This is a genomic window from Klebsiella sp. 10982, assembly GCF_048589245.1.
GTDB classification, from domain to species: domain Bacteria; phylum Pseudomonadota; class Gammaproteobacteria; order Enterobacterales; family Enterobacteriaceae; genus Klebsiella; species Klebsiella quasivariicola.
In genome coordinates, this window is record NZ_JBMAXV010000080.1 from 1 (window position 1) to 7,598 (window position 7,598).

General features: G+C 52.5%; 4 protein-coding genes and 2 pseudogenes. 4 read left to right on the forward strand and 2 right to left on the reverse strand.

All coding sequences use genetic code 11. The annotated features are described in order from the left end of the window. Nucleotides 1–332: 332 nt before the first annotated feature. Nucleotides 333–1,342 (reverse strand): annotated as a pseudogene (locus tag ACKLKD_RS27100) (zinc-binding alcohol dehydrogenase family protein). Nucleotides 1,343–1,694: 352 nt separating this feature from the next. On the opposite strand from ACKLKD_RS27100, the gene lacI reads away from it, so the two are divergent. The 4 genes and pseudogenes from lacI to ACKLKD_RS27120 all read left to right on the forward strand — a co-directional run. After that, the gene (gene lacI, locus ACKLKD_RS27105) at nucleotides 1,695–2,777 is read left to right on the forward strand and encodes a DNA-binding transcriptional repressor LacI (RefSeq protein WP_032413365.1); all 1,083 of its coding nucleotides are present in this window, start codon (nucleotides 1,695–1,697) and stop codon (nucleotides 2,775–2,777) included. A 121-nt stretch (nucleotides 2,778–2,898) separates the two neighbouring features. Beyond that, nucleotides 2,899–5,973: a beta-galactosidase gene (gene lacZ, locus ACKLKD_RS27110; protein ID WP_032413367.1), complete on the forward strand. Its 3,075-nt coding sequence runs from the start codon at nucleotides 2,899–2,901 to the stop codon at nucleotides 5,971–5,973. Between the two features lie 51 nt (nucleotides 5,974–6,024). Next, a complete protein-coding gene (lacY, locus tag ACKLKD_RS27115) occupies nucleotides 6,025–7,278 on the forward strand; it encodes a lactose permease (protein ID WP_003846917.1) in 1,254 nt (417 codons plus the stop codon). 65 nt (nucleotides 7,279–7,343) lie between these two features. After that, nucleotides 7,344–7,484 (forward strand): annotated as a pseudogene (locus ACKLKD_RS27120) (maltose acetyltransferase domain-containing protein); the annotation flags it as partial. A gap of 14 nt (nucleotides 7,485–7,498) precedes the next feature. Here the strand turns inward: ACKLKD_RS27120 and ACKLKD_RS27125 are convergent. Then, a partial coding sequence (locus ACKLKD_RS27125) for an IS1 family transposase (RefSeq protein ID WP_213760838.1) occupies nucleotides 7,499–7,598 on the reverse strand: 100 nt, incomplete at its 5' end.

Here is a 7,598-nt window from a genome sequence, read left to right on the forward strand (position 1 = left end):
TCCTACGTTAAGCCTGTTTTTTGAGCTGGCATGGCGGGCAGCTATGAGCGAAGTATAGTCATTCGCCCTATCTCTTTTGTCGCACTTTCAACAAGGGGGTCGCTTGGAAAGCGGAACGAGGTCAGTCTCCGCCCGGACTGCTCAGCTCTTTAAACAGCAAAAGAGAGGCATCTTATGAGAAGGGATTGTTCAGTATGTCAGGGCAGACTGCTTTTTCATCCGCAGGTACTGAGGGTAAATGCTCAATTCCGGTACGATTCTTACTCTATAGCCAGACAGAATTCAGCATTGTGCTGAACCCGAATCTTTTTTTACTCTGACAGGCCTGTTCATCAGAACCCTGAAAAAACAATTTTCCCGTTCACATTTTTATTTTCCATGTCCTCATGAGCCCGGCGAAGTGCTTTAGCATTCAGCCTGCCATACTCTGCCAGCAACGGAGGTTTGAGCTTACCGGAATCCAGCATGCATGAGAGTTTATTAAGAATATCATGCTGTTTAGACATGTCCGCAGTAGCATGCATGGGGCGGGTAAACATTGCCTCCCAGTGAACAGAAACGCTCTTAAATTTGATCAAACGCAGATCCAGTGGTTCAGGGTCGTCGATGAGTCCGATACGGCCTTGTGGGGCAATAATTTCGGCCATATTTTCCCAGGCAGATGGCGTGGTGTACGTTGAGAAAATCCGGGTAATGGGAGGGAGTCCAGCAAGGCTGGCAACCTGTGGCGCAAGCGCACATGAATGATCCAGGACATAATGCGCACCAAACCCGCGAACCGCTCTGACACTCTCCTGCCGGGAGGCAGTCCCGATGATGTTCACCCGACTCAGAGTGCGGGCAAGCTGTATAGCCATACAAGGGACTCCGCCCGCACCGCCAAGCATCAACAGGGTCTGATCAGCATCTCCGTTCACTGACAACTGCAGACGATCAAATAACATTTCCCAGGCTGTCAGACCGGTCAGAAGAACCGACGCTGCAGCTTCAAAACTTAGTGCTGCCGGCTTTATCCCCGTAATGCGTTCGTCAACCAGCTGAAACTCTGCGTTGGCTCCCTGGCGATCGAGCACACCGGCATAGAAAACGTGGTCACCTGGCCTGAACAGCGTCACATCTGGTCCGGTTGCTTCAACAACACCGGAAGCGTCGTATCCCATAACTACCGGATTGCCTGCAGAGGGACTGATGTTTCGCCGGCTTTTCAGGTCCCGTGGGTTAACCGCGACCGCCCTGACTCTGATCAAAAGATCACGCCCCTTGGGCATGGATGGGTGGGGAAGCGACAAATCTTCAATAACGGATGTACTTTCCCGGGTTGCCAGAAACCAACGGCTTTCATTCTGTCTCCTTAAAAAGGTCAGTCACCAGATAAATAAATGTAAAAGTGTGCGGAACGCGATACCCGCCAGTGCCCCCGGCAGTGCAAATCGAAAAATACGCGGAAAGCGGGCGCTGGGTAATGCTGTCAACCTGTTGATGACTATTTTAATCTGTAGTCATTCAATCCTTGTAACATCAGGATGATCCTGGTGTCAGTGAAAATACGAAATCAACACGTTGGTATCATTACCCACCTGTGAACTGACGTCGGCATTTTGAATCTCACTTCGGCGTGCCCCCTCCGAATGGCGCAAAACATTTCGTGGTATGGCATGATAGCACCCGAAGAGAGTCAATTCAGGGTGGTAAATGTGAAACCAGTAACGCTATACGATGTCGCAGAGTATGCCGGTGTCTCTTATCAGACCGTTTCCCGCGTGGTGAACCAGGCCAGCCACGTCTCTGCGAAAACGCGGGAAAAGGTGGAAGCGGCGATGGCGCAGCTGAACTACATTCCCAACCGCGTGGCACAACAACTGGCGGGGAAACAGTCGTTGCTGATTGGCGTTGCTACCTCCAGTCTGGCCCTGCACGCGCCGTCGCAAATTGTCGCGGCGATTAAATCTCGCGCCGATCAACTGGGTGCCAGCGTGGTGGTGTCGATGGTAGAACGAAGCGGCGTCGAAGCCTGTAAAGCGGCGGTGCACAATCTTCTCGCGCAACGCGTCAGTGGGCTGATCATTAACTATCCGCTGGATGACCAGGATGCCATTGCTGTGGAAGCTGCCTGCGCTAATGTTCCGGCGTTATTTCTTGATGTCTCTGACCAGACTCCCATCAACAGTATTATTTTCTCCCATGAAGACGGTACGCGACTGGGCGTGGAGCATCTGGTCGCATTGGGTCACCAGCAAATCGCGCTGTTAGCGGGCCCATTAAGTTCTGTCTCGGCGCGTCTGCGTCTGGCGGGCTGGCATAAATATCTCACTCGCAATCAAATTCATCCGATAGCGGAACGGGAAGGCGACTGGAGTGCCATGTCCGGTTTTCAACAAACCATGCAAATGCTAAATGAGGGCATCGTTCCCACTGCGATGCTGGTTGCCAACGATCAGATGGCGCTGGGCGCAATGCGCGCCATTACCGAGTCCGGGTTGCGCGTTGGTGCGGATATCTCGGTAGTGGGATACGACGATACCGAAGACAGCTCGTGTTATATCCCGCCGTTAACCACCATCAAACAGGATTTTCGCCTGCTGGGGCAAACCAGCGTGGACCGCTTGCTGAAACTCTCTCAGGGCCAGGCGCTGAAGAGCAATCAGCTGTTGCCCGTCTCACTGGTGAAAAGAAAAACCACCCTACCGCCCAATACGCAAACCACCTCTCTCCGCACGTTGGCAGATTCCTTAATGCAGCTGGCACGACAAGTTTCCCGACTTGAAAGCGGGCAGTGAGCGCAACGCAATTAATGTGAGTCAGCTCACTCATTAGGCACCCCAGGCTTTACACTCTATGTGTCCGGCTCGTATGTTATGCGAAAATGTGAGCGGATAACAATTCACGCAGGATACAACTATGACAATGATTACGGATTCACTGGCCGTCGTATTACAACGTCGTGACTGGGAAAACCCTGGCGTTACCCAACTTAATCGCCTTGCGGCACATCCCCCTTTCGCCAGCTGGCGTAATAGCGAAGAGGCTCGCACCGATCGCCCTTCCCAAGAGTCGCGCAGCCTGAATGGTGAATGGCGCTTTGCCTGGTTTCCGGCACCAGAAGCGGTACCAGAAAGCTGGCTGGAGCGCGATCTTCCTGACGCCGATACTGTCATCGTCCCCTCAAACTGGCAGATGCACGGTTACGATGCGCCTATCTACACCAACGTGACCTATCCCATTGCGGTCAATCCGCCGTATGTTCCCACGGAGAATCCGACGGGTTGTTACTCGCTCACATTTAATGTTGATGAAAGCTGGCTACAGGAAGGCCAGACGCGAATTATTTTTGATGGTGTTAACTCGGCGTTTCATTTGTGGTGCAACGGGCGCTGGGTCGGTTACGGACAGGACAGTCGTTTGCCGTCTGAATTTGACCTGAGCGCATTTTTACACGCCGGAGAAAACCGCCTCGCGGTGATGGTGCTGCGCTGGAGTGACGGCAGTTATCTGGAAGATCAGGATATGTGGCGGATGAGCGGCATTTTCCGTGACGTCTCGTTGCTGCATAAACCGAGCACGCAAATCAGCGATTTCCATGTAGCCACTCACTTTAATGATGATTTCAGCCGCGCTGTACTGGAGGCAGACGTTCAGATGTACGGCAAGCTGCGCGATGAGCTGCGGGTGACGGTTTCTTTGTGGCAGGGTGAAACGCAGGTCGCCAGCGGCACCGCGCCTTTCGGCGGTGAAATTATCGATGAGCGTGGTGGTTATGCCGATCACGTCACCCTACGTCTGAACGTCGAAAACCCGAAACTGTGGAGCGCCGAAATCCCGAATCTCTATCGTGCGGTGGTTGAACTGCACACCGCCGACGGCACGCTGATTGAAGCAGAAGCCTGCGATGTCGGTTTCCGCGAGGTGCGGATTGAAAATGGTCTGCTGCTGCTGAACGGCAAGCCGTTGCTGATTCGCGGCGTTAACCGTCACGAGCATCATCCTCTGCATGGTCAGGTCATGGATGAGCAGACGATGGTGCAGGATATCCTGCTGATGAAGCAGAACAACTTTAACGCCGTGCGCTGTTCGCATTATCCGAACCATCCGCTGTGGTACACGCTGTGCGACCACTACGGCCTGTATGTGGTGGATGAAGCCAACATTGAAACCCACGGCATGGTGCCAATGAATCGTCTGACCGATGATCCGCGCTGGCTACCCGCGATGAGCGAACGCGTAACGCGAATGGTGCAGCGCGATCGTAATCACCCGAGTGTGATCATCTGGTCGCTGGGGAATGAATCAGGCCACGGCGCTAATCACGACGCACTCTATCGCTGGATCAAATCTGTCGATCCTTCCCGCCCGGTACAGTATGAAGGCGGCGGAGCCGACACCTTCGCAACCGATATTATTTGCCCGATGTACGCGCGCGTGGATGAAGACCAGCCCTTCCCGGCTGTGCCGAAATGGTCCATCAAAAAATGGCTTTCGTTGCCTGGAGAGACGCGCCCGCTGATCCTTTGCGAATACGCCCACGCGATGGGTAACAGTCTTGGCGGCTTCGCTAAATACTGGCAGGCGTTTCGTCAGTACCCCCGTTTACAGGGCGGCTTCGTCTGGGACTGGGTGGATCAGTCGCTGATTAAATATGATGAAAATGGCAATCCGTGGTCGGCTTACGGCGGTGATTTTGGCGATACGCCGAATGATCGCCAGTTCTGCATGAACGGTCTGGTCTTTGCCGACCGCACGCCGCATCCGGCGCTGACGGAAGCAAAACACCAGCAGCAGTTTTTCCAGTTCAGTTTATCCGGGCGAACCATCGAAGTGACCAGCGAATACCTGTTCCGTCATAGCGATAACGAGCTCCTGCACTGGATGGTGGCGCTGGATGGCAAGCCGCTGGCAAGCGGTGAAGTGCCTCTGGATGTCGCTCCACAAGGTAAACAGTTGATTGAACTGCCTGGACTACCGCAGCCGAAGAGCGCCGGACAACTCTGGCTAACGGTTCACGTAGTGCAACCGAACGCGACCACATGGTCAGCAGCCGGACACATCAGCGCCTGGCAGCAGTGGCGTCTGGCGGAAAACCTCAGCGTGACACTCCCCTCCGCGCCCCACGCCATCCCGCAACTGACCACCAGCGAAACGGATTTTTGCATCGAGCTGGATAATAAGCGTTGGCAATTTAACCGCCAGTCAGGCTTTCTTTCACAGATGTGGATTGGCGATAAAAAACAACTGCTGACGCCGCTGCGCGATCAGTTCACCCGCGCACCGCTGGATAACGACATTGGCGTAAGTGAAGCGACCCGCATTGACCCTAACGCCTGGGTCGAACGCTGGAAGGCGGCGGGCCATTACCAGGCCGAAGCAGCGTTGTTGCAGTGCACGGCAGATACGCTTGCCGAGGCGGTGCTGATTACCACGGTCCACGCGTGGCAGCATCAGGGGAAAACCTTATTTATCAGCCGGAAAACCTACCGGATTGATGGAAGTGGTCAAATGGCGATTACCGTTGGTGTTGAAGTGGCGAGCAATACGCCACATCCGGCGCGGATTGGCCTGACCTGCCAGCTGGCGCAGGTAGCAGAGCGGGTAAACTGGCTCGGATTAGGGCCGCAAGAAAACTATCCCGACCGCCTTACTGCGGCCTGTTTTGACCGCTGGGATCTGCCATTGTCAGACATGTATACCCCGTACGTCTTCCCGAGCGAAAACGGTCTGCGCTGCGGGACGCGCGAATTGAATTATGGCCCACACCAGTGGCGCGGCGACTTCCAGTTCAACATCAGCCGCTACAGTCAACAGCAACTGATGGAAACCAGCCATCGCCATCTGCTGCACGCGGAAGAAGGCACATGGCTGAATATCGACGGTTTCCATATGGGGATTGGTGGCGACGACTCCTGGAGCCCGTCAGTGTCGGCGGAATTCCACCTTAGCGCCGGTAGCTACCATTACCAGTTGCTCTGGTGTCAAAAATAATAATAACCGGGCAGGCCATGTCTGCCCGTATTTCGCGTAAGGAAATCCATTATGTACTATTTAAAAAACACAAACTTTTGGATGTTCGGTTTATTCTTTTTCTTTTACTTTTTTATCATGGGAGCCTACTTCCCGTTTTTCCCGATTTGGCTACATGACATCAACCATATCAGCAAAAGTGATACGGGTATTATTTTTGCCGCTATTTCTCTGTTCTCGCTATTATTCCAACCGCTGTTTGGTCTGCTTTCTGACAAACTCGGGCTGCGCAAATACCTGCTGTGGATTATTACCGGCATGTTAGTGATGTTTGCGCCGTTCTTTATTTTTATCTTCGGGCCACTGTTACAATACAACATTTTAGTAGGATCGATTGTTGGTGGTATTTATCTAGGCTTTTGTTTTAACGCCGGTGCGCCAGCAGTAGAGGCATTTATCGAGAAAGTCAGCCGTCGCAGTAATTTCGAATATGGTCGCGCGCGGATGTTTGGCTGTGTTGGCTGGGCGCTGTGTGCCTCGATTGTCGGCATCATGTTCACCATCAATAATCAGTTTGTTTTCTGGCTGGGTTCTGGCTGTGCATTCATCCTCGCCGTTTTACTCTTTTTCGCCAAAACGGATGCGCCCTCTTCTGCCACGGTTGCCAATGCGGTAGGTGCCAACCATTCGGCATTTAGCCTTAAGCTGGCGCTGGAACTGTTCAGACAGCCAAAACTGTGGTTTTTGTCACTGTATGTTATTGGCGTTTCCTGCACCTACGATGTTTTTGACCAACAGTTTGCTAATTTCTTTACTTCGTTCTTTGCTACCGGTGAACAGGGTACGCGGGTATTTGGCTACGTAACGACAATGGGCGAATTACTTAACGCCTCGATTATGTTTTTTGCGCCACTGATCATTAATCGCATCGGTGGGAAAAACGCCCTGCTGCTGGCTGGCACTATTATGTCAGTACGTATTATTGGCTCATCGTTCGCTACCTCAGCACTGGAAGTGGTTATTCTGAAAACGCTGCATATGTTTGAAGTACCGTTCCTGCTGGTGGGCTGCTTTAAATATATTACCAGCCAGTTTGAAGTGCGTTTTTCAGCGACGATTTATCTGGTCTGTTTCTGCTTCTTTAAGCAACTGGCGATGATTTTTATGTCTATTCTGGCGGGCAATATGTATGAAAGCATCGGTTTCCAGGGCGCTTACCTGGTGCTGGGTCTGGTGGCGCTGGGCTTCACCTTAATTTCCGTGTTCACGCTTAGCGGCCCCGGCCCACTTTCTCTGCTGCGTCGCCAGGTGAATGAAGTCGCTTAAGAAATTAATGTCGGATACGGCGCGAGCGCCTTATCCGACCAACTTATCAGGACGGAATGTTAAAAATGAACATGTCGATGACAGAAAAAATAAAAGCAGGCAAGCTATTTACCGATATGTGCGAAGGCTTACCTGAAAAAAGACTTCGTGGGAAAACATTAATGTATGAGTTCAATCACTCGCATCCATCAGAAGTTGAAAAAAGGGTAATGACTCCAACTTATTGATAGTGTTTTATGTTCAGATAATGCCCAATGACTTTGTCATGCAGCTCCACCGATTTTGAGAGCGACAGCGACTTCCGTCCCAGCCGTGCCAGG